This is a genomic window from Pedobacter polaris (assembly GCF_005116505.1).
Lineage (GTDB): Bacteria > Bacteroidota > Bacteroidia > Sphingobacteriales > Sphingobacteriaceae > Pedobacter > Pedobacter polaris.
On the sequence record NZ_SWBR01000001.1, the window covers coordinates 88,836 to 110,515 of the forward strand.

At 34.5% G+C, this 21,680-nt stretch carries 20 protein-coding genes; 9 read left to right on the top strand and 11 right to left on the bottom strand.

The window, feature by feature from the left end; all coding sequences use genetic code 11:
• Window positions 1-41: 41 nt before the first annotated feature.
• From FA048_RS00420 to FA048_RS00440, 5 genes are all read left to right on the top strand, one after another.
• Window positions 42-1,400 (top strand): peptidylprolyl isomerase, encoded by a 1,359-nt coding sequence (locus FA048_RS00420; RefSeq protein WP_136838030.1) that lies wholly within the window; start codon window positions 42-44, stop codon window positions 1,398-1,400.
• A gap of 3 nt (window positions 1,401-1,403) precedes the next feature.
• On the top strand, window positions 1,404-2,366 hold the full coding sequence (locus FA048_RS00425) for an AAA family ATPase (protein ID WP_136838031.1): 963 nt from the start codon (window positions 1,404-1,406) through the stop codon (window positions 2,364-2,366).
• Window positions 2,367-2,624: 258 nt separating this feature from the next.
• On the top strand, window positions 2,625-3,122 hold the full coding sequence (locus FA048_RS00430) for a hypothetical protein (protein WP_136838032.1): 498 nt from the start codon (window positions 2,625-2,627) through the stop codon (window positions 3,120-3,122).
• Between the two features lie 69 nt (window positions 3,123-3,191).
• Window positions 3,192-3,518: a DMT family transporter gene (locus FA048_RS00435; RefSeq protein WP_136838033.1), complete on the top strand. Its 327-nt coding sequence runs from the start codon at window positions 3,192-3,194 to the stop codon at window positions 3,516-3,518.
• 281 nt (window positions 3,519-3,799) lie between these two features.
• Entirely contained in the window at window positions 3,800-4,321 is a 522-nt protein-coding gene (locus FA048_RS00440; protein WP_136838034.1) for a hypothetical protein, read from the top strand.
• A 9-nt stretch (window positions 4,322-4,330) separates the two neighbouring features.
• On the opposite strand, the gene FA048_RS00445 is transcribed toward FA048_RS00440, so the two are convergent.
• The 9 genes from FA048_RS00445 to mutL form a co-directional block, all read right to left on the bottom strand.
• Entirely contained in the window at window positions 4,331-5,302 is a 972-nt protein-coding gene (locus FA048_RS00445) for a glycerophosphodiester phosphodiesterase family protein (protein WP_317130508.1), read from the bottom strand.
• Window positions 5,303-5,451: 149 nt separating this feature from the next.
• The gene (locus FA048_RS00450; protein WP_136838035.1) at window positions 5,452-6,306 is read right to left on the bottom strand and encodes a nuclear transport factor 2 family protein; all 855 of its coding nucleotides are present in this window, start codon (window positions 6,304-6,306) and stop codon (window positions 5,452-5,454) included.
• A 76-nt stretch (window positions 6,307-6,382) separates the two neighbouring features.
• Entirely contained in the window at window positions 6,383-7,393 is a 1,011-nt protein-coding gene (locus FA048_RS00455; RefSeq protein ID WP_136838036.1) for a M28 family peptidase, read from the bottom strand.
• The gene (locus FA048_RS00460) at window positions 7,362-8,213 is read right to left on the bottom strand and encodes a BRO-N domain-containing protein (RefSeq protein WP_136838037.1); all 852 of its coding nucleotides are present in this window, start codon (window positions 8,211-8,213) and stop codon (window positions 7,362-7,364) included. Before FA048_RS00460 ends, FA048_RS00455 begins: the two co-directional genes overlap by 32 nt.
• Window positions 8,214-8,262: 49 nt before the next feature.
• On the bottom strand, window positions 8,263-9,723 hold the full coding sequence (gene cysS, locus FA048_RS00465) for a cysteine--tRNA ligase (protein ID WP_136838038.1): 1,461 nt from the start codon (window positions 9,721-9,723) through the stop codon (window positions 8,263-8,265).
• A 29-nt stretch (window positions 9,724-9,752) separates the two neighbouring features.
• Window positions 9,753-10,871 carry an endonuclease/exonuclease/phosphatase family protein gene (locus tag FA048_RS00470; protein WP_136838039.1) on the bottom strand — a complete coding sequence of 373 codons (1,119 nt, stop codon included), beginning with the start codon at window positions 10,869-10,871 and terminating at the stop codon, window positions 9,753-9,755.
• Entirely contained in the window at window positions 10,871-11,716 is an 846-nt protein-coding gene (locus FA048_RS00475; RefSeq protein ID WP_136838040.1) for a rhomboid family intramembrane serine protease, read from the bottom strand. The genes FA048_RS00470 and FA048_RS00475 overlap by 1 nt, the downstream gene beginning before the upstream one ends.
• A complete protein-coding gene (locus tag FA048_RS00480) occupies window positions 11,709-12,413 on the bottom strand; it encodes a rhomboid family intramembrane serine protease (RefSeq protein ID WP_136838041.1) in 705 nt (234 codons plus the stop codon). The genes FA048_RS00475 and FA048_RS00480 overlap by 8 nt, the downstream gene beginning before the upstream one ends.
• Window positions 12,414-12,419: 6 nt before the next feature.
• Window positions 12,420-14,267 carry a DNA mismatch repair endonuclease MutL gene (gene mutL / locus FA048_RS00485; protein ID WP_136838042.1) on the bottom strand — a complete coding sequence of 616 codons (1,848 nt, stop codon included), beginning with the start codon at window positions 14,265-14,267 and terminating at the stop codon, window positions 12,420-12,422.
• A 170-nt stretch (window positions 14,268-14,437) separates the two neighbouring features.
• Between mutL and FA048_RS00490 the strand changes: the two genes are divergently transcribed.
• The 3 genes from FA048_RS00490 to FA048_RS00500 are packed head-to-tail and all read left to right on the top strand — an operon-like array spanning window position 14,438 to window position 18,212.
• Window positions 14,438-16,093: an amidohydrolase gene (locus FA048_RS00490; protein WP_136838043.1), complete on the top strand. Its 1,656-nt coding sequence runs from the start codon at window positions 14,438-14,440 to the stop codon at window positions 16,091-16,093.
• On the top strand, window positions 16,041-17,966 hold the full coding sequence (locus FA048_RS00495) for a serine hydrolase domain-containing protein (RefSeq protein ID WP_317130509.1): 1,926 nt from the start codon (window positions 16,041-16,043) through the stop codon (window positions 17,964-17,966). Before FA048_RS00490 ends, FA048_RS00495 begins: the two co-directional genes overlap by 53 nt.
• Window positions 17,967-17,990: 24 nt before the next feature.
• On the top strand, window positions 17,991-18,212 hold the full coding sequence (locus FA048_RS00500; RefSeq protein WP_136838045.1) for a zinc ribbon domain-containing protein YjdM: 222 nt from the start codon (window positions 17,991-17,993) through the stop codon (window positions 18,210-18,212).
• Window positions 18,213-18,786: 574 nt separating this feature from the next.
• On the opposite strand, the gene FA048_RS00505 is transcribed toward FA048_RS00500, so the two are convergent.
• Together FA048_RS00505 and FA048_RS00510 are read right to left on the bottom strand one after the other, a co-directional pair.
• Window positions 18,787-19,620, bottom strand: coding sequence for a DUF6929 family protein (locus FA048_RS00505; RefSeq protein WP_136838046.1), 834 nt, complete (start codon window positions 19,618-19,620; stop codon window positions 18,787-18,789).
• 227 nt (window positions 19,621-19,847) lie between these two features.
• On the bottom strand, window positions 19,848-20,810 hold the full coding sequence (locus tag FA048_RS00510; protein WP_136838047.1) for an isopenicillin N synthase family dioxygenase: 963 nt from the start codon (window positions 20,808-20,810) through the stop codon (window positions 19,848-19,850).
• A gap of 223 nt (window positions 20,811-21,033) precedes the next feature.
• On the opposite strand from FA048_RS00510, the gene msrA reads away from it, so the two are divergent.
• Entirely contained in the window at window positions 21,034-21,633 is a 600-nt protein-coding gene (gene msrA / locus FA048_RS00515) for a peptide-methionine (S)-S-oxide reductase MsrA (protein ID WP_136838048.1), read from the top strand.
• Window positions 21,634-21,680: the final 47 nt, after the last annotated feature.

The following is a 21,680-nucleotide window of genomic DNA, read 5'->3' on the forward strand; positions in this document are numbered from 1 at the left end:
AATATTAACTTTGCAAAGAAATACAATTGAACAAAAATAGAATGAAGAAATTTTTATTAATAGCGGGCGGTTTGATGTGCTTGTTTATAAATGTAAAAGCACAAAAAGCAAATTTGGATAAAGTGGTTGCTGTAGTAGGAAGCAATATTATTCTATTATCAGATTTAAATCAGCAATATGCTATTTACCTTAACCAAGGTAACCCGCAAGATGATAAGGCAAAATGTTATTTTTTGCAACAAATGTTAATTCAAAAATTATTGAAACAACAAGCAGAAATTGATTCTATTGTAGTTGAAGAAAATCAAGTTGATGATGAGTTAGACAAGAAAATGCGTTACCAAATTCAACGTATGGGTGGACAAGAGCGCTTGGAACAGTTTTTACAAAAATCTGTATTGCAATATAAAGATGAAATGAGACCTGATATTAAAGAGGGTTTAATTGCTCAAAAAATGCAACAGAAAATTAACGAAAACACTAGTGTTACTCCTCAAGAAGTTAAAAAATATTTCGAAACCTATAATAAAGATAGTTTACCAGATATCGGTACCGAAGTAGAAGTGGGTGAAATTGCATTGTATCCTAAGCTAACTAAAGCAGAAAAACAAAGATTTTATGATAAGCTTGATGCCATTAGGTTGCGTGTTAAAAGTGGTGAAGATTTTGCTTTCTTAGCCAAAACATATTCTGAAGATCCAGGTTCTGCATCAGAAGGTGGTGATTTAGGCTTTTTTGATAGAGGCCAAATGGTTAAAGAATTTACTGCTTGGGCATTTAAATTAAAAGCTGGTGAAATGTCTCCAGTTTTTGAAACTGAAAATGGTTACCACGTTTTACAAGTAATTGAACGTCGTGGTGAACAAGTACATGCCAGACATATATTAATTAGACCTGTAACTACAGCTGCAAGTTTAGAAAGAGTTAAACTCAAAGCGGATAGTATCTACAATGATATTATAAGTAAGAAACTACCATTCTTTACTGCAGCAGCAACTTACTCAGACAATAAAGAAACACAGTACAATGGTGGTATGATGTTATATGCAGACAATCAAACGGCAAGAACGACATTCATTCCAGTAGAAAAAGTAGATCCAGCTGTGTTTTTAGTAATAGACACCATGAAAGTTGGTAATGTTTCTAAGCCAATAGCATTTAGTAGCCAACAAGATGGCAAAGAAGGCTATAAAATTTTCTTGTTAAAATCTAAAATCCCTCCTCACAAAGGCAACTTAGACCAAGATTATCCCAAATTTAAAGACAGAGCACAAAAAGAAAAAGAAGCACGCGTAATTAGCGAGTGGTTTGAAAAACGCAAAGAAACTACCTATATTAGGGTTGATGATGAGTTTACTACTTGTGACGAATTAAAACTTTGGGCTAAAGACAAGAAATAATAAATGCAATTTAAAAACGAGGTAGAAGCTGTAGACACCCTGCATCAATCTTTCAACACTATTAAAGCCGAAATTGGCAAAGTTGTAATTGGTCAGGATGAAATTATAAAATCTGTTTTAATTGCTATTTTTAGCAACGGACATTGTTTATTAGTGGGCGTACCTGGTTTAGCTAAAACACTTCTGGTACAAACTGTAGCTAGTGTTTTAGACCTTAATTTTAGTCGCATTCAGTTTACACCAGATTTAATGCCTAGTGACATTATTGGTGCTGAAATTTTAGGTGAAGACCGTCATTTTAAATTTATCAAAGGGCCAATATTTTCTAATATCATTTTGGCCGATGAGATCAATCGTACCCCACCAAAAACGCAAGCTGCCTTATTAGAGGCCATGCAAGAAAAGGCGGTAACTGCTGCTGGTTATACACATGGTTTGCCCCAACCCTTTTTTGTATTAGCTACTCAAAACCCTATTGAGCAAGAAGGAACTTATCCTTTACCAGAAGCTCAGTTAGACCGTTTTATGTTTAACATTCAATTAAATTATCCAGCATTTGCAGATGAATTAACAATTGTAAAAAATACAACAAGTAATAGGGAAGTTAAATTAGAAAAAATCATCAACGCATCAGAAATTCAATACTTTCAGAAACTGATTAGAAATATTCCAGTAACTGATAATGTATTGGAATATGCAGTTAAATTGGCTTCTAAAACTCGTCCTCATACAGAACATGCTTCAGAGGCGATCAATAATTATGTATCCTGGGGTGCAGGGCCAAGAGCTTCTCAATTCCTGGTTTTAGGAGCAAAATGTCATGCTGCTATTTCTGGTAAATATGCTCCAGATATTGAAGATGTGCAAGCCGTTGCCGAACCTATTTTACGCCACAGAATTGTGCGTAATTATAGAGCAGAAGCTGAGGGTTTATCAATAGAAAAAATCATCAAAGATTTGTTTTAAACTAATTCTTCACCCATTAGTCTTGTCATCCTGACGTGTACCGATTTTATATCGGCAGCCTTGTCGAAGGGTTCATTTTAATGTTAGTCTCGTTATACATTATATGTCGGTTGTGTAAAACACAAATCGAACTTTATTGCTATTAGATTTAGATAAGAAAAATTGTAAAGAACAGAAAGTTTAATATTGGATAATAAACATTTATATTCGTTTAAAAGTGAATGACTTTGGTAAATAAAAGATTTAGTTAAATTATTAATGAACATAACACTGATTACAAATACGGCTAGACAGCTTTATAGAACAATAAATTTTTGCATTTTGTTAGTAACAATAATATGGTCTCTGGTATTTGCCCTTCAGTTATTGAACTCTCCAATAACTGAATTATTGACCTTTTATTTGCTACTTTTTAGTGTTCCCGTCTTTATAATTGGAATAATAAGCACTGTAGTCGTTTTGATGATTAATAAGTCTGTAATAATATCTGAACTCCAAGTTCAACAACTAATATTAAATATAGAAAAAAGCGATTATCAAAATGGAATTTTTACTAAGATAAGACCACGCAATAATTACATTACAGTACAAAATCGATACTATAAAATTAATTCTAATGAGGCTTTGATGTTACTTGAAATTTCAAAAGACACAGGAATTGAAGTAAAGTTAAAACAATGGCAATTTATTGACTTAAATCAAAGCCCTAAAGCCTTATTTGATGACTCTATGGGCCTACTATGGGGCTCCTCTTAAAACTAACTATCATCTGTTTTATGGTTCAACTTACATAAGATAGCAAAGAAATTAAACAAAAAATAAGATATGAATTGGATTATTTTAATTATAGCAGGGTTATTCGAAGTGGCATTTGCTGCTTGCTTGGGAAAGGCTAAAGAAGCAACAGGAAATGATGCGTATTGGTGGTATGGTGGATTTTTACTTTCTCTAACCATTAGCATGATTTTATTAATTAAGGCTACACAAACGCTACCAATTGGCACTGCATATGCTGTATGGACAGGAATTGGAGCAGTTGGCACTGTTTTAATAGGGATTTTTGTATTTAAAGATCCAGCCAATTTTTGGCGTATGTTTTTTATTATTACCCTTATTGGTTCAATTATAGGATTGAAAGCAGTATCACACTAATAGATTAAGATTGATCCGAAATCTTACATCAAAAAATAAAATTCCTGTTTTTAAATTTTTAGCTACATTTGTAAAAAAAACAATAATGCTATTAAATCAACATATCCTAAAAAATCACATCAGCCAGTCTTGTTGGCTAATGGGCTTGGGTATGGGCTTTAGTTTCCTTTCCGAGCATTAACGCCTTTACCAAATAGGTTAAGGCCAAATTATCACATTATAATTATTTAATAACTATTGTAAAGACATGATGTGCTTTTACAATAACAACATATATTTTTATGGACATATTATATACCGTAGAAGAAAAGTATTTACAAGCAATTGAAGAGCTTAACTATGGTGAACTCCCAAAGGCATTGCACTTATTTCATGAGATTATAAATGCAGAACCCGATTATGCTAGAGCATATTACCAATTAGGCTGCTTTTATCATTATCAGTTTAAGAACTATCAATCGGCTGGATATTATTACAAAAGATGTATCGAGCTCGAAGCAGAATTTCCTGATGTTTATGAGCATTATTTAAAGCTTTTAATTACGCTTAAAATGCATAAACTGGTTAGTATAATTGCCGAAAAAGCACTTGCAACTGCCGGAGTTTATCAAGCTCAAATTTATGAGAGCTTAGGTTTGTATGCAGAAGAACAACAGAAGTTGGAAGAAGCTACAAATCATTTTAAAAAAGCAAGCTTGACTACATCTTCTCAAAATGAACACACCTTATTTCAAGATCACTTAAAAAGGATTGGAGATAAACAAAAGGCTAATCAAAATATGGTTTACGCCTATCAAGGGTAATTGACAATGTCAATTACCCTTATTTATTTGCCCCATTAGGTTTGGGTAATCAGTTATAATTCCATCAACTCCGAGGCCCATTAAATACTCAATATCTTTTACAGAATTAACTGTCCATGGAATAATTTTTACGCCCATTGCATGACATTTATCAACTAAGTTCTTCCCTACTAAAACAGCATATGGGCTATAAATTGTTGGTTTAAATCCTAAATCTTTAATGTTATTTTCAAAGTCTTCCTTTTCATCAATCCCTAATGAAGTTCTAATTTTAGGATACTTTTGATGTAAGTATTGGAGTGTCCTCATATCAAAAGATTGAATAATTACACGTTTCTCCAATTTCTTTTGTTTAACAATATCCATTATAATTTCTACATACTCTTCTGGGCTTGGCTGAAACTCTCCATCACCTTTACGGATAAGCTTAGTTTCAATATTATAATCAGGCTTTGCCAGTTTATATAATTTTACATAAGCTTCAACAGAATCTATTAATTCTCCAAGCAAAGGCTTGTATGCTTTAACTTTTTGTTGGCCAGGAAACCGTGAGTGCACTTTACTTCCAACATCAAATTTTTTAATCTCCTCATAATCCATTTTAAAAATGTTGAATTTCTTTTCATCTTTTAAGGCTATAGGTTTACCTGCCGGAGTTAAACTAAACTCGTGGTTAAAATAGGGTTCTTGAGAAACTACAGCTTTTCTATCTTTAGAAATTACAATATCCATCTCTAAGGTGGTAACACCAAGATCTATTGCTTTAAGCATTCCAGGAATTGTATTTTCTGGCATAATGCCTCTAGCACCCCTATGCCCCTGCACATCAAATTTCTTTTGTGCAACAGCAGCAATTGATATAGTAAGAAGAGCGATTAAAAATAACTGTTTTTTCATAGTATAAATTTGTTCCCAGTAATGATTGGGTGAAATGATTTTATTCATTAGCTGATCTTCAATAATAACGCCAATTTTTGTCATTCCGAGATACGGGAATTTAAATTCAGGATAAATCTTTAAAAGATCCATCACTTCATTCTGAATGATAAATAATGGCACAAAAAAAGGACTTCAGCTATGCCGAAATCCCTTAGGTTTATATTTGGTTGTTCCGATAGTTATCGGGATGGTTAACGTTCAGCCAAAGTAAATATTTGGGTCATGATATTCCAATTTCCATCTGATTGGCGTTCCCAGATAAAAATATAGTTAAAACTCTCACGTAAATCTGTTTTATAATCAATAGTAGCAACGCCATAAGTATAGGCAAAATCTCCACCTAAAGCTTTATCAAAAGCAGTTGTTTTCAAGTTAATTTTGTCAATCATTCTATTGCAAAAAGCCTGAATATTTTCTTTACCAATTAATGGTTCAGTACCAGGAAATAACAAGCGTGCATCATTATTTAAAAAGCCTGCAAAAGCACTTGCTCCGAAAGATTTTAAAGTAGTATTTAATGTCTTCTCGGTAGTGTTAATTACTTCTCTACTTACTTTCAAATCTTTGCCATTAGCATATTTAGGGATATAATGGTCTTTTGGTTCAACAAAATTTGTTGTTGGTTTACTTAAAGCTTTATTTGTTTCTGCTCCTAAATCTAAAATAAATTCCCATTTACCATCATTTACCCGCCAAACTGAAAGGTAATGACCGTAAGATTTTTTATCTGTACCAACTACATAACTTCCAGAGGTAAAGCCCCAATCTCCACTTCTAGAAACTCTTGCCTGAACAGGTGTCCAGTCTAAATCTTTCATATCTGGTGCAGTGGCATAAAATTTCTTAGCGTTTATTGGGTTTGGTCTAAAAACCAAAGCGTCATCTGCTGCATATTTGGTAAAAGCAGCATTTGCTCCATCTTTCACTGCATCTGCTGCAAAAGCTCTTTCTGCTGCTACTAAAGATTTTGTGGTACCATCAGCTTTTTGTGCGGAAACCCCAACACTTAAAGAGGTAAATAAAAGGGTATAAATAAATTTCTTCATTATCTAAATTAAAATAGTGTTACGAATATAAGACTTGAACAATAATGCTTGCCAAAAAGTAATTAACAATTAAACATTAAGCAACAGGTTTTTCTCTGTATATGGTTTCTAGCACTGTTTGACCAACGGCTAGCAAGGTGTTTTTATCAATATTATTAAGATTATCTAACTGCGTATGCCAGTTCATGTAAAAACCAGAGGTATCTGCAAAATGAATAATGTCTATGCAAGGAATTCCTGCTTGGTTAACCCAAAAATGATCATCAATTAAATTACCTGATGGCACATTGATAAAGTATGCCGAATAGCCAATTTCATTTCCAACATCCCATACTTTTTTAACAATCTGTGGTGCATATTTTCTTGAAATTTCATCTTGAGTAAACTGGGCATTACTGCCACCAACCATGTCTAAATTTATGGCATATAAAGGTTTGTACCCTTTTACTGGCGGATTTTTTGACCAATATTGTGATCCAATACACCAAGTTGTTTCATTTTCAGATTCATCTTGTGATTTACCATAGTCTTCAATATCCCATAAAATAAAATCTACCCCAACATTTGGCTGCTTCAATTGAATTTGTCGGGCCATTTCTAAGATCACCGCAACTCCACTCGCCCCATCATTAGCAGCATCGAAAGGTTGATTATGCATTTTAGGGTCAGGATCTTGATCAGAAAATGGGCGAGCGTCCCAATGGGCAGTAATTAAAACTCTTTCTTTTTTCTCAGGATAGAATGCAGCAATAATATTTTTTAAACGATGTGATTTCCCATCATAGGTTTTAGCTGGAGCCTCTTGCACAAAAACTTCCGCACCAAATGATTTAAACTTATTTACTAAATAAACAGCGCATTTAGCATGTGCCTCTGTTGATGGAATACGTGGGCCAAAATCTACTTGTGCTTTTGTATAAGCATAAGCACTATCGGCATTAAATTCTGGAGAAACTAGTTTTACTACCTGCACTGTTTCCTCTTCAGTTTGCTTCTTATCAGATTTGCATGCGTGTAATAATCCTAATGCAGCTAAAAAAATTATAAGCAGTTTTTTAGTTGTCTGATTTAATTTTTGGATATTCATTTTTTTCAATTAATAGTTTTTTGGCAGAGATAGTACTCACTATCTTTTTTCCTGTTTTATCTTCTATTTCTTTTCTAGTATTTCCAGCTATTGTTCCACCTTGTTGAGCTATAATTTTGCTTTCTTTAAAATTTTGAGGCGCTTTTTCTTTACTTATTTCTGTAGTTGTAGCTTCTGCTAACATATTCAAAACCAACTCTAAATTGGTCATATTGTCTCTTAAATTTTCTTTTTTTAAGTCTTTGTGTTTTTTGTATTCTTTTACAGTAAACCCACTCCAAGCTTTTGTAATTTCATCAGTTAGAATTGCATATTCTAGTCCCTTTTTTACACCTCTAGCTTCCCATTCATTAGTTAAGTCATTGCGAACCTCAATACTTTTTAACCTTTGGTTTACCCATTCTTTACTATATCCTTTTTTAAGATAAGTTTCCATTAAACGATCTATTCCTATTTCTGGATCTTCAATTTCATCAATTCTCTCTCTAGCAACTTTCGCTATCCATAATTTAAATGGCTCAGCTTTTGGAGATGGAACAGATTGAATTAAACGAAAGAGTTGTTCTGTATCTGCAACATCTGTTTTATAATATTTACCATCTGCAGATTTAATTTTCAGTTGTCCGATATTTTCGGACAACTCACTTCCTTCTTTTTTAAGCTTAGTTTTTAAATCATTCCAGTACTTTCTAGACCTATCAGTTCCTGTTAAAATTTCAATTACATCAACTATAGAAAAGTACCATTTCTCTTCACCATCATCCCAAATTGAGCGAACTTGTTTTTGCTCAAAAAGTTTTATTGCTTCTTCTTTACCCATTATTGCTTTGGTTAATTGTTAAACTTTATAAAGGGATGATATGATTGTTTTAATTTTTACTCCAAGTAGTTCCTTCTTTGCCGTCTTTGAGTTGGATACCTATGTTTTGCAAGCCAATACGAATTTGGTCTGAGGTAGCGTAATCTTTGTTCTCTTTAGCGTCTTTTCTTAGAGAAATTACCATATCTAAAACTTCATTTAGCTCTGTATTGCTGGTATCTTCATCTTTTAAGCCAAAAACTGTGAATATAAAATCGTTCATCAAAGTTTTTAATTTTTCAAGCTCTGCTTCTGATATTTTAGCTGTACCATCATAAACAGTATTTATAATCCTTGTGGCTTCAAACAATTCTGCAATTACAACCGGGCTATTAAAATCATCATTCATTGCATTGATACACCTTGTACGGATGGGATCAACTTCAATATTTCCTTGTTCACTAGCCACTAATTTTGGCAATAAGCTAACTGCATTCATCAACCTTCTAAATCCTTTTTCAGAGGCCTCCAATGCATCATTAGAAAAATCTAACGTACTGCGGTAGTGTGCTTGTAACATGAAAAACTTAACTGTCATCGGGCTATATCCCTTTCTTAACAAAGGATGATTTCCTGTAAACAGTTCTCCAGGTAAAAATCCGTTGCCCAAAGATTTAGACATACGGGTGCCATTAACCGTTAACATATTGGTATGCATCCAATATTTAGCAGGCTGTTGATGACTACAAGCTTCAGACTGTGCAATTTCATTGGTATGATGTGTTGCTGCCAAATCCATTCCGCCACCATGGATATCAAATTCTTGACCCAAGTATTTGGCACTCATTGCAGAACACTCAATATGCCAGCCCGGAAAGCCCATGCCCCAAGGAGATACCCATTGCATTAAAGTTTCTGGTTTAGCTTTAATCCAAAGCGCAAAATCTAACCTTCCGCGTTTATCATCCTGCCCACCAAGCTCTCTTGTATTAGCTAACATATCTTCCAAATTTCTATTGGTTAATATGGTATAGTTATATTGTTTACTGTATTTTTCTACATCAAAATAAATTGTTCCATTTACCTCATAAGCATAACCATTGTTAATAATGGTTTTAATCATTTCAATTTGCTCAATGATGTGTCCGGTTGCTGTTGGCTCAATGCTAGGAGGCAAAGCGTTAAACATTCTCATTACATCATGGAAACCTAAGGTATACTTCTGAACAATTTCCATAGGCTCTAGTTGCTCCAATTTTGCTCTTTTTGCAAATTTATCATCCCCCTCATCTCTATCACCTTCTAAGTGTCCAGCGTCTGTAATATTTCTTACATAGCGAACTTTATATCCACTATATTTTAAATACCTAAAGATTAAATCGAACGAAAGAAAGGTACGGCAATTACCCAAATGCACATCACTATAAACAGTTGGACCACACACATACATCCCTACATTAGGTGCATTTAGCGGTTTAAAAAGTTCCTTTTTTCGTGAAATGGTATTGTATAATTGTATTTCTTGTTTCATAGAGCAAATGTAACTAAAATGGGTTAATCTTAGGGTTTAAGAGTTTTTAAGCGAAGATCACTTCTAACCGGAAAATGATCTGATAATTTAGCTTCCACGATGTGGTAATTTGTAACCTCGATATCTTTTGAAGTTGCGATATAGTCTATCTGAAAATTAGGGAATTTTCCATTATAAGTTCTTCCTAATCCAGCACCTTTTTTAATGAATGCGTTATTTAAAGAATCGGTCATTTTAGTAACGGCATAAGATGCAGGGGTATCGTTAAAATCACCAACAACAACATAAGGAGTAGTACAGGTTTTCATGTGGGCTTTCATTAAATCTACTTGCGCACTACGTTTTAAAAAAGCAGTTTTTAACATTCTAACAATACGCTTAGAAGAGCCTTTTTCTACATCCATATCTTTTGTTACTTTTTCTAAATAGTTATAGTCTTCTTTTTCAAAAGAAATAGATTGAAGGTGAACATTATAAACTCTTAAAACCTGTTCCTTAATAGTTAAATCAACATATATACATTCATTTCCAGCATCTACCTCAAACAAAATATTGTCTTTGTTATTGATGGGATATTTAGAAAAAATTGCCAAACCGAATGCTTCAGAAGCACTTTTCATAGTTGGCACAAAATAATAATATTTCGTATTTAACAGCTTCTTTAAGCTATCAATAGTATCAAATGGTCCTTTGGGTTTAGTAAAAAACTCTTGAAAGCAGATCACATCTGGATTTTGGTCTCTTACCACCTTGAGCATTTTCTCTTTAACCTCAGGATTAATCGCATCTCCATAAGGCCTAAAATTATGAACATTGTAGGTCATTACTCTTACCAGTCCCTGTTCGGTTTTCTCCTTTTCACCAGCCTTGCCAAAAAACCCAAAAGTTGCAATTAAAGTATGCCATCCACTACAAACAATAAGGATTGTGACCAAAGAAAAAACCCATTTCTTCCTCAATAACCACCAAAGTAGCATAATTACATTTGCCAACAGAAAAAATGGATAGGCTAAGCCAAAAAACGCCAAAATGATATGTTCTCTAGGATCATTCTTACCAGCAAGAATACCACATATTAAGCCAATAGCTACACAGATGGCTGTAAAAACCATTAATTTATCGAAAAAAGTAAGCTTTTTCTTTTCCATTAATTTTTGCTTGCCTTAAACAAAGTATCTTTTTCTTCTTTACTTAATTGATCATATCCAGACTTTGATATTTTATCTAAAATTGCATCAACTTCTTTTTGATTTATTGTAGAGGTTTGTTTTTTAACTCCATTATTTCTAACCACTTTTAGTTTAGGTTTTCTCTCGAATAAGCTACTTAAATCTGTTCCGCTTTGCAGTAATTTTATGTAGATAAATCCAAACAATACACCTCCTAAATGTGATAAGCTACCCCCTGCGTTCATTTTCGTTGTACCAATTAAATCTAAAAGGATGTAAACCAATAACAGGTATTTTATCTTTACATCTCCCAAAAACATTAAACGTAGGCTGTAATTTGGCACAAGCGTTGCAGCTGCAGCAAAAACTGCCATTACCGCTGCTGAAGAACCAATTAATGGAACATTTACTGAAGTAATAAACACAGGAACAAGGTTAAATATTAGGGCGTAAAAAACCGCTCCTAAGATGCCACCAGCTAAATACACAAAATGGAACTGGCGAGGTTTAACAAAATCTAAAAATATTTGTCCCATCCAATACAACCACAACATGTTGAAAAGGATATGAAAAAAATCTTTGTGGAAGAATTGATAAGTTAAAACTGTATAAAAACGAGTTAGCCATAAACCTGGAGCAGATGGAAAAGCTAAATATTCCTTCACTAATCCATCTATAAATCCATCCCTCCCTGAATAGTAAAATACAACAGATAATAAAGAAACAACCACAAAAGCTGCAGCGTTAATACCGATATAAAGAAAAACAGGATTGCCAGACTTAAAAAATTTAAGCTTTAAATCGTTCCACAAGTTGTTAGTCATAATAATCGAAGTATGTATTTTTATTACGCCAGATTTTAACTAAAATATAGCCAATTAATGCCCCTCCTAAATGGGCAAAGTGGGCAACAGAATCTCCTTGAAACTTTGCCACGCCTAAGAAAAACTCAAGTACAATATAAACTGGAATAATATATTTTGCTTTTACCGGAACAGGAATAAACATAATATAAAGCTCCAAATTTGGGTATAACATTGCAAATGCCACTAGTAACCCAAAAATTGCCCCAGAAGCACCTACCATTGGTCCAAAGTAAATACCACCCATTGTCTCTATTTGTTCAGGGCTAAGCGTGGTAGATATATTTGAAAGATCATTTATTGCAGATCCGGTCATTTGATAAACCTCAAATGCCTGAACGCCCCATTGCAAAGCTAAAGCCCCTAAGCCTGTTATTAAATAGAAATTAATAAATCTCTTACCTCCCCAATGCGCTTCTAGAATACTTCCAAAAGAGTATAAGGCAAACATATTGAAAATGATATGCATTATATCTTGGCTTGAATGCATAAACATATAAGTAATTGGTTGCCATATACTAAAAGCAGGAGAATCAAAGTAATAGACGGCTAAGTATTTTGTAAGTGGAATTCCTTGTTGCCCCAATAGCCAGGTTGCAAAATAAAATATCACATTTATGATTAGTAGATTTTTTACTACTGGTGTTATATTATTCATATAATTTTATCTATCAAATTTTTGAGCAATCTCGCTTAACGGAATTGTTTGTATTACTGGTTTTCCACTAATGCTAAAATTAGGGGTTTTACAAGCAAAAAGTTCTTCAATTAGTGTATTCATTTCTTGCTGACCTAATGCTGTGCCGCCTTTAATTGCACTATTTTTAGCCATGCTTCTTGCTAAAGCATCGCGTTTATCCAATTTTAATTCTTGTTGCGAATTTTTAAAGCCCTCAATTAAATGTTCAAATAATTGTGTTTCATTAATATTTGTACTTCCTAAATCTACAGGAATTCCTTCTATTACTAAAGTGTTTTTACCAAACTCACGCACCTCAAAACCCAAACTTTTAATGTCTTCTAACAAACTTTTGGCCAGTTCATAATCGTTAGGGCTTAGCGTAACGGTTTGTGGAAATAAACTTTGTTGTGATGCTCCTTTTCTATCTTCTAAATGGAGTAAAAATCTTTCGTACAAAATTCTTTCGTGTGCAGCTTGCTGGTCAATAATCATTACTCCAGATTTAATCTGAGAAACAATATAACGATGATGTATCTGCATAAATTGCTTTTGCAGTGGCTCAAAATGATCATCTTTCTGCGCTTCCCCTAAATCTATTTGGGTCTGCTCGGGTAATTCATGATTTGTAATCTCATATAACGAACCCCAATTTTTACTTGGGGCCATATTTTGATTTTGACTTCTAGCTACACTACCACCACTATAAGCAGGTGTTGTTGGTGCAAAAGGGTTAAAATCTGGATTAAAAGCAATGGTTGGCGGCACAATATCTTCATGCGCTAACGGACTAATCATGTTGCTAAAACCTGTTTCTTGGTTAAAATCTATGGTAGGACTAATGTTAAACTTACCTAATGATCTTTTAACAGCCGAATGTATAATTGCATAAATAGATCTTTCATCTAAATACTTGATTTCTGTTTTAGTTGGATGCACATTTACATCAATCTTTGCAGGATCGATCTCTATAAACAACACATATAAAGGGAAATTATCATCAGGCAATAATTCTTGATAAGCTTTATTTACTGCGTGATTTAAATAGGCATCCTTAATAAACCTATCATTTACAAAGAAGAACTGTTCACCCCTGGTTTTCTTTGCAAACTCGGGCTTGCCGATATACCCCTTTAAATTAATAATTGTAGTTTCTTCTTCTACCGGAATTAAACGCTCATTGTAATTATTGCCAAACAAATGCACCACACGTTGTTTCATGGCAGATGCAGGTAATCGATAAACCTCAACCCCATCGTGGTGTAAAGTAAAAGCAATATGTGGTTTTGCCATTGCTACTCTTTGAAATTCATCGATAATATGACGCATTTCTGCAGGATTGCTTTTTAAAAAATTACGACGAGCAGGTGTATTATAAAAAAGATTTTTAATACAAATACTCGTTCCGTTTGCTGTACCAACTGGCTCTTGTTTAATGAAAGTTGAGCCATCAATTGCAATCAATGTTCCAACCTCATCTTCATGCCGTTTGGTTTTCATTTCTACTTGAGATATTGCCGCAATAGATGCCATTGCCTCTCCCCTAAAGCCCATTGTTCTAATGGCAAATAAATCTTCCGCTTTGCGAACTTTAGAAGTTGCATGTCGTTCAAAGCACATCCTTGCATCGGTTATGCTCATGCCACACCCATTGTCTATTACTTGGATAAGCGCTTTTCCGGCGTCTTTAACTATCAATTGTATTTTATCAGCCCCTGCATCTATGGCGTTTTCTAGTAATTCTTTTACCGCTGATGCAGGTCTTTGCACCACCTCTCCTGCTGCAATTTGATTGGCAACACTATCGGGTAAAAGTTGTATAATATCAGACATTATTCTTTTTTGTAGGTTGCTAATTTAGCGAAAATACAGCTATTTAAGAGATAAATATTGATTGTTTAATTGTCAAATTGCTTAATAGGCTAACAATCAATTTATAGCTATAAATGCAACATTGTTATCTCTAAATTGAAAACTGTGAACTGATTTTATATCTTTAAAATATGAAACGATTACTCTCTTTAATTGCTTTGCTGTTTATTTTATGCAGCTGTAACAAACCAAAAGCAGATTTAGTTATTTATAACGCTAAAATTTACACGGTTAACAATAAATTTGATATTGCTGAAGCCATGGCCGTTAAAGACGGCAAAATTTTAGCTGTTGGTAGCAGTGCCGATATCCGTAAACAATTTAGCGGCACCGAAGAGGTTGATGCGAATGGCAAAGCTGTATATCCAGGTTTTATAGACGCCCATGCCCACTTTTTTGGCTATGGAGAGAGCTTGCAAAGTGCAGATTTAAGAGAAACCAAAAGTTGGGAAGAAGTAATTGATAGAGTTACAGCATTCGCAAAAACTCACCCAGATGGTTGGTTAACTGGCAGGGGCTGGGACCAAAATGATTGGCCAAATAAACAGTTTCCTACCAAAGAAAAATTAGATTCACTTTTTCCGAACAGACCAGTATTGTTAGAAAGAATTGACGGACACGCCTCTATCGCAAATCAAAGTGCCTTAACCGCAGCAGGTATTACAAAATCTTTTACTTTAACCGGTGGAGACATTGTAGAAAAAGATGGCAAGCTAACTGGGCTTTTAATTGATAATGCGGTAGAATTAGTTTCAAATAAAGTTCCGCCAGTAAATGAAACAAAAGCAAAAAAAATATTATTAGATGCCCAGAAAAATTGCTTTGCAGTTGGCTTAACTACTATTGATGATTGTGGTTTAGATTATGAGGCCGTTCAATTTATAGAAAAACTACAAGCTGATAAAAGTTTAAAAATGCGTTTGTACGTAATGCTATCAGACAATGAAAAAAACTTCGATTATTTGTTCAAACGTGGCGCTATCAAAACAGATAGATTAAATGTTCGTGCTTTTAAAGTTTATGCAGATGGTGCTTTGGGCTCTAGAGGAGCGTGTTTAATGCATCCTTATAGTGATATGCCAACTAAATCTGGCTTCTTGTTAAGTGACCTTAAGCATTTTGAAGAAGTGGCCAAGAAAATCAATGAACACAATTTCCAGATGTGTACACATGCCATTGGCGATTCTGCAAACCGTAGTATTTTAAAAATATACAACCAAGTTTTAGGTGGTAAAAATGATAAACGTTGGAGAATTGAGCACGCTCAAGTTGTAGCACAAAGTGACTTTAATTTATTTGGTAGTGCTAGTGTTATTCCTTCTGTGCAACCCACTCATGCTACCTCTGATATGTATTGGGCAGCAGACCGTTTAGGTAACGAAAGAGTTAAAGGTGCCTATGCCTACAAACAATTGATGCAACAAAACGGTTGGATACCTTTAGGAACAGATTTCCCGGTAGAGCAAATTAACCCAATGCTTACCTTTTTTGCTGCAACAATTAGAAAAGACAGTAAAAATTATCCGCAAGGTGGCTACCAAATGGAAAATGCCTTAACCAAAGAACAAGCCTTAAGAGGGATGACCATTTGGGCGGCGAAAGCCAATTTTGAAGAGAAAGAAAAAGGAAGTTTAGAAGTTGGGAAATTTGCAGATTTTGTGATTTTAGACCACGATATTATGAAAGCAACAGATCAGCAGATTTTGCAAAACAAAGTGATAAAAACCTACGTTAATGGAGAGAAAGTATATGAGACCAGCATGGCCAAGCCAAATGAAAAAAAGTAACCACACAAGTATAATCGCTTTATCACACCCGAAAACAACCATAAAACCAATGAAAATAAATAGCCTAACCGGCATAATTACAACTTGTTTAGTCGCTATTTTTACACTAAGCGCATGCGCACAAGACCACAAACAAAATGAAAATAGACTTAAGAATATCCAAGCCATTTCCAATAGCTCAGTTTTATTAAATAACCAGAATGGCTTTATTCCTGTTACCAAACTGGCAGAAAAAAAGTTTGCTTCTATTCAGCTGGGTTTTGCTTACCAGGTTGCATTTGACAGCTTATTAAACAAATACGCAGATTTTAAATCGCTTAGCGCAGAAAAATACCGTGACTCTGCTACCTTAAATGACTTAGCAGACGATTTGAAATATTACAACACCATTATCATTAGCCTAACTGATGACATGGCTAAAAATGGCCGTTTCTTAAATTTTATTGGTGATGTTGCCAAGCACAAAAATGTTATACTTGCTATTTTTGGCGAAGGCAAAAGCTTAAGCGCATTTAACAATCTGGATATACCGATTGTGTGGAGCCCTCAAAATTCTCAAGAAGCAGCAATGGTAGTTCCACAAATTATTTTTGGTGGTATTGCTGCGCAACAAGTATTAAGCAAAGAATATTCTGCAAAATATACTGCTGGTTCTGGTTATAAAACTACTGTAACTCGATTAAAATATACTGTTCCTGAAGATGCTGGTGTAAATACAGAAAATTTAATAGAGGTTGATAAAATTGCTGCAGAGGCGATTGCGGGTAAAGCAGCTCCAGGAATTGTAGTACTGGTTGCAAAAGATGGAAAAGTAATTTACAATAAAGCATTCGGCTACCATACTTATGATAATGTATTGCCAGATAAAGTAACAGACATTTTTGATTTGGCATCAGTTACAAAAATTACAGCTACAACACCAACTGTAATGCACTTAGTTGAGCAAGGAAAATTAAAGTTGGACACCAATATTGGGTATTACATTCCGAAGGCAAGAAATACACCCATGAACAACATTAATGTGCGTGAAGTGATGTTGCACCAAGCGGGCTTTATCCCTTACATTCCTTTTCATAATTACATTAAAGAAGGCGATTATGCAAGAGATTCATCAGCGGCCTTCCCTACTAAAGTGGCTGATAATTACTACATTAAAAAAGGCTTTTTTAGTGATTTCATGTGGCCTAAAATGTTAAACTCTCCAATTAAAACGCGTGGCACTTATGTATATAGCGACATTAGCATGTACGTAATGCAAGACATTGTAGAGCACATTACCGAAAAGCCAGAAGAACAGTATGTTTTAACTAATTTTTATACGCCATTGGGGATGCATACTGCTGGGTATTTACCTAGAAATCGTTTTACAAAAGAACAAATTGTACCAACAGAAGATGATAAAGTTTTTAGAAAAACTTTATTAGAAGGCTATGTTCATGATCAAGGTGCTGCTTTAAAAGGTGGTGTTGCTGGTCATGCGGGTTTATTTGGCAATGCGAATGATTTAGCTATTTACTATCAGTTAATGCTAAACAAAGGAACTTATGGTGGCGAACAATATTTTAAACCAGAAACTGTAGCTATGTTTACCTCCAAACAAAGTAACATAAGCAGAAGAGGTTTAGGCTTTGATCGTTGGGATCCAGATTTGACTAAAAAATACCCTTCAGAATTGGCTTCTTCACAAACTTTTGGGCATACGGGTTATACAGGTATTGGTGTATGGGTAGATCCTTCTAGGGGATTAGTTTACATTTTCTTATCAAACAGGGTAAATCCAACGGTGAGCGAGCAACTAGGCCGACTTAACATCCGCCCCAGGATACAAGATGCAATTAACAGAGCTATTGACAAGGGGAATAAGCAAAATTAAGCTAATTTTGTAAAAACGAACAAAATGGAAGACGAGTTAATTGTAAAAGACAGCAACGGAAATAGATTAAAAGATGGTGATTCTGTAATCTTAATTAAGAGCTTACCTGTAAAAGGAACTTCAGTAACCTTAAAAAAAGGCATGGTGATTAAAAACATCAAACTAACTGATGATGACGGGGAAGTAGATTGCAAAGCAGATAAAATGAGAGTGGTTTTAAAAACTGAGTTTTTAAAGAAAGCATAATAAAGATCAAAAATTACATGCCCCCAAAAAGTTAAAGCTTTGGGGGCTTTTTTATTGTAGAAAATGTTGTCATCCTGACGTGTGCCAATTTTACATCGGTAGCCTGCCGAAGAACAATAGTTTAAAACGTCACCTAGCCCTTCAGCTATACATCAGTGTCCCCCGCTGGCGGGGGAATCAAAGGGGGTGGAATTCTTAAAAGCTTTAAATTACAAATTCCTCCCCCAGCTCTCCCGATGAATCGGGATAAACTTTCCAGAGGGGGACATGCAGGTGCAGATAGAAAGACGGATAACATGGTGTTTGTAAAACATTTAATTCCTCCCCCTACCCCCTCCAGAGGGGGACATGCAGGGTGTAGATAGAAGGATGAATAGCATTAGATATTGTAAATATTTAATCCTTCCTCTAACACCCTTCAGATGGGGTACTAGGTGCTTAGATTTATCTTAAACAAACTAGTTTGAAACTTACAGCCTTATCTTAGAAACAACAATTCCTTTTAACAATAAAGCAATCCAACAATTAGATCCCTGTCATCCTGAGCCTGTCGAAGGATAAGCAGGTTAACAAACTATTGCGCCAATACCAATTTATAAATCACAGTTTCTAGTATAGCTGTATCCCTATCTTCGCAAAGTAAGAATTCGATTGCATTGGTATTTTGTTTAAGGAAAGTGATCCCTTCAAACTTTTGGTGAGTTGATATTTGTTTGGTAAAGTTTAAGCTTAAGGTATCAGCATTTAAACTACCAATATAGCTACCTAAAATCTCCCCATCATGATAGGTTGATGTAGTATCTTCTGCAGCGGCAATAAAATAGAGCTGGTTTTGATGTAAAACTGCATCAGTAAATGAAGCCAACTTCTGATTGGTTTTGAGTAATACAATGGAAGTGAATTCTATTTTTTCTATCGCTGCTAAATTATCACCATAGATTTTAATTACTCCATTTTTAGTTGCATTTCCATTGCCTCTATTAAACAAGAACCAATTGTTTCCATCAAAAACAGCACCTTCAATATTTAAATTATCATCATCTATGGCACAGGTCTTTTTTATAGCGGCGTATACGGAGGAGAGTTGATGTGGTGTAATTTTCTTGGTTTCTAAATTATACGCTATCATTAGATTTCTGTTTGCAGTAGAACCAGAACCCAATATATAAAGTGTGTTTTGGTAATGGCAAAGCACCTCGAAATCTGGCTTATCTGCTTTTGCAATGTTTACTAAAGCCTTTGCATCTTTTAAAATCTGAATTTTAGTTAGCGACTTATTTACAGTATTATATTCATATAAATAAGCACTATTATCGCCAATAAGGTACAACAAATTCTGTTTAAGCCATAAGCCAGAGGCAGAGCCTATTCCTTTTATAGTAGCAAAAATAGAGAGTTGTCTATCCATTGGTACAATATAAATAAAGCGCTATAAAATTTAGCGCTTTATTTTTTTTAAACTTTAAGGCTGCGTGAGGGATAGTAACGAAAAGCCCACAGCCCATTTTTATGGGCGAGGACTTGCAGTGTATAGCCCGACCCTTGCGAAGCTTGGGGCACGCCCAATTCAGTTTTAAGTTAACAGTTTTCATCTAAATGTGCTAAGTTCTCCCCTTTGAGGAGGATTTAGTGGGCTTATTTTTTTAACCCGATTTCTCTTAAACGCTCATCTAAATACTCTCCAGCCGTCATATCGCTATACACTTTTGGGTGTTGAGCATCTATAGTAGATGGCAAACTTGTTAAATCCATATCACTACGTGGATGCAAAAAGAAGGGTACTGAGAAACGAGAAGTTTTCATCAATTCGCGAGGTGGGTTGACCACTCTATGCGTTGTAGATTTTAATTTATTATTGGTTAAACGTTGCAACATATCGCCTACGTTTACCACAATATCAGTATGTTCTGCTTTAATGGCTAACCATTCTTTACTGGCTGTTAATACTTCTAAACCATCGGCACTAGCACCAATTAACAAAGTAATTAAGTTAATGTCTTCGTGTGCGCCTGCTCTTACTGCATCTGCAGGTAAAGAATCTGGATCTTCAATTGGGAAGTAATGAATACCACGTAAAATTGAATTTCCATTGTGAACATGTTCATCAAAATAATTAATTGGCAACTCTAAATAAGTAGCAATTGCTCTTAACAAGTGCTTTCCATTTTCTTCTAGTTTCTGATAGATCTCTCTGGTAACTGGATTAAATTCAGGGATTTCTTCTAGCACTTCATTGTCAGGATACTCGCTTTTAATGGGATCGCCATCACTTACTTCATTACCTATTTGCCAGAACTCTTTTAAATCGGCAGTTTTAGCACCTTTTGCAGTCTCTTTACCTGCACTCGTATAACCACGCTGACCAGCTAGTTCTACCTTTTCATATTTACGTTTGGTTTCTACAGGTAAAGCAAAGGCTGCTTTGATGTTTTTATATAAATTATCTATTAAATCTTGGCTTATGCCATGGTTGGTAATTGTTACAAAACCCGATTCGTTAAAAGCTCTTCCTAAATCATCAGAAAACTTTTTACGCTGTTCTTCATTGCCATTAATGTAGCTGCCTAAATCAAGGCATGGAATATAAGGTGTAGACATATTATTTTATTTTAATGAATAGTTAAATTTAGAAAAGATATGTTAATAAATCTTATAACTACTATTTTTAGTTAGCTAACAATTTACAAAACAATTTGTTAAGTTATTCACAAAATGAATTATTTATCATAATTCTACCTATTGTCAAGCGTAGGTCTCTTTTTATACTTACCAAACTTTAGTATCTTGTTTTACGTATAATTACCAAATAGAAACACACAAAATGAAATATATTACAATAATGGTTTTAATGCTGCTAGCTGTGCAAGATGCAGCCGCCCAAAAGCCTAAATTACAGAAAGCTACATTTGGAATGGGTTGCTTTTGGTGTACGGAAGCTTTATTTCAGCGCTTAAATGGTGTGGCTACTGTAAAATCTGGTTATGAAGGAGGAGACATTCCTAACCCTACTTATGAAGAAGTTTGTACCGGCACAACAAACCATGCTGAGGTAATTGAAATTACCTATGATCCTGCCAAGATTACTTATGATGAGCTTTTAGAGGTTTTTTGGAAAAGTCATGATCCTACAACTTTAAACAGACAGGGTGCCGATGTTGGCACACAGTACCGCTCTGTTATTTTTTATCATACAGCGGAACAGAAAGCAATAGCCGAAAAGTATAAGGCTGAACTAAATAAAACAAAGGCATTTGACAAACCAGTAGTTACCAGCATAGTAAAAGCAGAACCTTTTTACGTTGCAGAAAATTACCATCAGGATTATTTTGTGAAAAACGGTGAGCTACCTTATTGTAGGCTGGTAATTTTGCCTAAAATGGAAAAACTGGAGAAGTTATTTAAAGCAAAACTGAAGAATTAATAATAATAATTAGCTAATTAGTAAATGTGCTAATTAGCTAATTTGTA

Excerpts from the sequence above, each read along its gene's own strand:
- FA048_RS00420 (WP_136838030.1), top strand. The coding sequence starts at position 42 with ATGAAGAAATTTTTATTAATAGCGGGCGGTTTGATGTGCTTGTTTATA.
- FA048_RS00445 (WP_317130508.1), bottom strand. The coding sequence starts at position 5,302 with ATGACAAAAATTGGCGTTATTATTGAAGATCAGCTAATGAATAAAATC.
- FA048_RS00500 (WP_136838045.1), top strand. The coding sequence starts at position 17,991 with ATGGAAGACGAGTTAATTGTAAAAGACAGCAACGGAAATAGATTAAAA.
- FA048_RS00460 (WP_136838037.1), bottom strand. The coding sequence starts at position 8,213 with ATGGGTAAAGAAGAAGCAATAAAACTTTTTGAGCAAAAACAAGTTCGC.
- FA048_RS00480 (WP_136838041.1), bottom strand. The coding sequence starts at position 12,413 with ATGAATAATATAACACCAGTAGTAAAAAATCTACTAATCATAAATGTG.
- FA048_RS00430 (WP_136838032.1), top strand. The coding sequence starts at position 2,625 with ATGAACATAACACTGATTACAAATACGGCTAGACAGCTTTATAGAACA.
- FA048_RS00505 (WP_136838046.1), bottom strand. The coding sequence starts at position 19,620 with ATGGATAGACAACTCTCTATTTTTGCTACTATAAAAGGAATAGGCTCT.
- msrA (WP_136838048.1), top strand. The coding sequence starts at position 21,034 with ATGAAATATATTACAATAATGGTTTTAATGCTGCTAGCTGTGCAAGAT.
- FA048_RS00455 (WP_136838036.1), bottom strand. The coding sequence starts at position 7,393 with ATGAATATCCAAAAATTAAATCAGACAACTAAAAAACTGCTTATAATT.
- FA048_RS00475 (WP_136838040.1), bottom strand. The coding sequence starts at position 11,716 with ATGACTAACAACTTGTGGAACGATTTAAAGCTTAAATTTTTTAAGTCT.
- FA048_RS00435 (WP_136838033.1), top strand. The coding sequence starts at position 3,192 with ATGAATTGGATTATTTTAATTATAGCAGGGTTATTCGAAGTGGCATTT.
- mutL (WP_136838042.1), bottom strand. The coding sequence starts at position 14,267 with ATGTCTGATATTATACAACTTTTACCCGATAGTGTTGCCAATCAAATT.
- FA048_RS00470 (WP_136838039.1), bottom strand. The coding sequence starts at position 10,871 with ATGGAAAAGAAAAAGCTTACTTTTTTCGATAAATTAATGGTTTTTACA.
- FA048_RS00440 (WP_136838034.1), top strand. The coding sequence starts at position 3,800 with ATGGACATATTATATACCGTAGAAGAAAAGTATTTACAAGCAATTGAA.
- FA048_RS00450 (WP_136838035.1), bottom strand. The coding sequence starts at position 6,306 with ATGAAGAAATTTATTTATACCCTTTTATTTACCTCTTTAAGTGTTGGG.
- FA048_RS00495 (WP_317130509.1), top strand. The coding sequence starts at position 16,041 with ATGGAGAGAAAGTATATGAGACCAGCATGGCCAAGCCAAATGAAAAAA.
- FA048_RS00425 (WP_136838031.1), top strand. The coding sequence starts at position 1,404 with ATGCAATTTAAAAACGAGGTAGAAGCTGTAGACACCCTGCATCAATCT.
- FA048_RS00490 (WP_136838043.1), top strand. The coding sequence starts at position 14,438 with ATGAAACGATTACTCTCTTTAATTGCTTTGCTGTTTATTTTATGCAGC.
- FA048_RS00510 (WP_136838047.1), bottom strand. The coding sequence starts at position 20,810 with ATGTCTACACCTTATATTCCATGCCTTGATTTAGGCAGCTACATTAAT.
- cysS (WP_136838038.1), bottom strand. The coding sequence starts at position 9,723 with ATGAAACAAGAAATACAATTATACAATACCATTTCACGAAAAAAGGAA.